The sequence below is a fragment of the Pseudarthrobacter sp. CC12 genome (assembly GCF_039907755.1).
Taxonomy (GTDB): domain Bacteria; phylum Actinomycetota; class Actinomycetes; order Actinomycetales; family Micrococcaceae; genus Arthrobacter; species Arthrobacter niigatensis.
The window spans coordinates 1-2,666 of record NZ_JARDJH010000073.1 but is presented as its reverse complement, the minus strand read 5'-3'; the positions used below and the strand labels follow the sequence as shown (position 1 = coordinate 2,666).

The window sequence follows — 2,666 nt, the reverse complement described above, 5'->3', positions numbered from 1 at the left end:
TGTTAGCGGCCATGAAAAACTGCCCATAGGCGGCCACGAAAGTGCCCACTGACGGCCAGTAAAACTGCCCGATGGTGGCCATGAGATCTGCCCACTTCTTTTACTGAACCGACCGCGCCTTAAGCGGCGGGAGCCTCTCCCTGGGGTTTGATGACGGTGTCTAAGCGCACCAAGCGAACCAGGAAGAGGCCCTGTATGAAGTCTGACGGAGAAATCATGGAAATTCTTGCTGCCTACGATCTGACCGGATCGTTGCGCGCCACCGCGGAGCTCACGGGCTGCTCGCACCACACCGTTGCCAAACACGTCGCCGCCCGGGACGCCGGCCGGCCGATCGGGGAACCAACGGCCCGGGGCCGGGTCACCGACCCGTACCTGCCTAAGATCGAAGAATGGGTGGAGGCCTCCAAGGGCCGGATCCGGGCCGATAAGGCCCACGCAAAGCTCCTCGCGCTGGGCTATACGGGTTCGGAACGCTCCACCCGACGGGCGATCGCTCAGGTCAAGGCGGCATGGCGGCTGGGTCACACCCGCGTCCACCGGCCCTGGATCACCGAACCGGGCATGTGGCTGCAGTACGACTTCGGCGACGGGCCACGGATCGGCGGGGTGAAGACCATCCTTTTCGTGGCGTGGCTGGCGTTCTCCCGCTTCCGCATCGTGATCCCGCTCAAAGACCGGACGGCGCCGAGCGTCTTCGCGGCCCTGGACCGGTGCTTCCGAATCCTCGGCGGAGCACCAACGTATGTACTCACGGACAACGAGAAGACCGTCACCACCGCCCATGTTGCCGGGGTCCCGGTGCGGAACCAGCAGACCCTGGACTTCGCCCGGCACTACGGGGTGACCGTGCTGACCTGCCAGCCCGCGGACCCGGCAACCAAAGGCGGAGTCGAAGCGTCCGTGAAACTCGCCAAGGCCGACCTCGTGCCCAAAGACACCAATCTCCGCGACGAATACGCCACGTTCGCCGAAGTCGAGGCCGCCTGCCAGGCGTTCATGGACGAGGTCAATCACCGTGAGCACCGGACGACGCGGCGGAAGCCCGCGGCCATGCTCGCCGAGGAAGCCCCGCGGTTGCACCGGATCCCGGATACTGCTCACACGGTCGCGTTCGGTCTGGCCCGCATGGTTCCGGAGAACACCCCGATGGTCACCTTCGAAAACGCCCAGTACTCTGTCCCGGCCCACCTGCTCGGGGCCCGGGTGTTCGTCCGAACCCACGGGACCGGGCCCGGCGAGCAGGTCATCATCGTCCACCACGGCGCCGGTGGTCCGGTCGAAGTCGCCCGCCACGACCGGGCCCGGCCCGGCAGCCCCGCCATCAACGACGAACACTTCCCCGGAACCCGGACCAGGGTCCCCGGCGATTACGAGGTCAGGGCCCGCAGCGCGGACGAGGCCGCGTTCCTGGCCATCGGCGAAGGCGCCAGAACCTGGCTGATCGAGGCCGCCGCGGCCGGAACGGCACGGATGAACGTGAAAATGGCCGAAGCCGTCACGCTGGCCAAAATCGCCGGCACCAACCAGGTCGACCGCGCCCTCGGCGACGCCGCCCTGCATGGCCGGTTCGCGCACCAGGACCTCGCCTCGATCCTGAACGCCAACATCCGCCGCACCACCACTCACGCGGCCAACGAAGCGAGCTCGCTGACCCAGGGAACAGGTGCGTGGGCCGCGATCGGTAACCCCGCTCTGAACACCGCAACCAACACCACGACCAAGATCACCCCGGAGGAGGCCCGATGAGCCCCGTCACCACGCCCAACACCGCCGCCCCTCCGCTACCGGCAGACCTGGAAACGTTGATGCGGTCCCTGAAAATGCCCCATGCCCGGGCGCTGGCACCGGACCTGATCGCGACCGCCCGCGCCCAGCGCTGGGAACCGGCCGAGGTCATCAGAGCCCTCTTCACCGAGGAAGCCGCTGGCCGGGCCCGGTCCATGCTCGCTTCCCGCCGCAAAGCAGCTGGGTTCCCGACCGGAAAAACCTTCGAGGCGTGGGACCAGGCAGCGTCCTCCATCCCCGCCCCGACCCAGCAAGCCCTCCGGACCTTGGAATGGATCAGCCGGCGGGAAAACCTGGTCGTCTGCGGGCCCTCGGGGACGGGGAAGACGTTCTTCCTCGAAGCCCTCGGCCAGCAGGCCGTCGAAGCCGGGATGCGGGTCGCGTGGTTCAGGCTCGAGGACCTCGGTGTCCTTATCCGCGCCCACCGCACCGATGACAGTGTCACCCGGGCCGTCGCCCGGATCCTCCGCGCCGAACTCGTGGTCATCGACGACATTGGCCTGCTGCCCGTGGCCACCGACGCCGCCGAAGGCCTCTACCGGGTCGTGGACGCCGCCTACGAAAAACGGTCCGTCGCGATCAGCTCCAACCTCCACCCCGCCGGGTTCGACGAGCTCATGCCCAAAACCCTCGCCACCGCCACCGTTGACCGGCTGCTGCACCACGCCCACGTCTGCCAAACCAGCGGCGATTCCATCCGCCTCACCCAAGCCCTCGCCGGAAAAGGAGTCACCCGACTGAACTGACCAACCCAACGATGGCCAATCCCGCCGAACCAATCAGTGGGCAGATCTATTGGCCATAACCGGGCAGTTTTACTGGCCACCAGTGGGCACTTTTAGTGGCCGTCCGTGGGCAGAAACAACTGGCCATTGACA

At 66.9% G+C, this 2,666-nt stretch carries 2 protein-coding genes; both read left to right on the top strand.

Annotation, left to right across the window (positions count from 1 at the left end):
• Positions 1 to 195: 195 nt before the first annotated feature.
• Positions 196 to 1,749, top strand: a complete 1,554-nt coding sequence (gene istA, locus PV772_RS22820; RefSeq protein WP_236801303.1) for an IS21 family transposase — start codon at positions 196 to 198, stop codon at positions 1,747 to 1,749.
• The gene (istB, locus tag PV772_RS22815) at positions 1,746 to 2,534 is read left to right on the top strand and encodes an IS21-like element helper ATPase IstB (RefSeq protein WP_236801304.1); all 789 of its coding nucleotides are present in this window, start codon (positions 1,746 to 1,748) and stop codon (positions 2,532 to 2,534) included. The genes istA and istB overlap by 4 nt, the downstream gene beginning before the upstream one ends.
• Positions 2,535 to 2,666 lie beyond the last annotated feature (132 nt).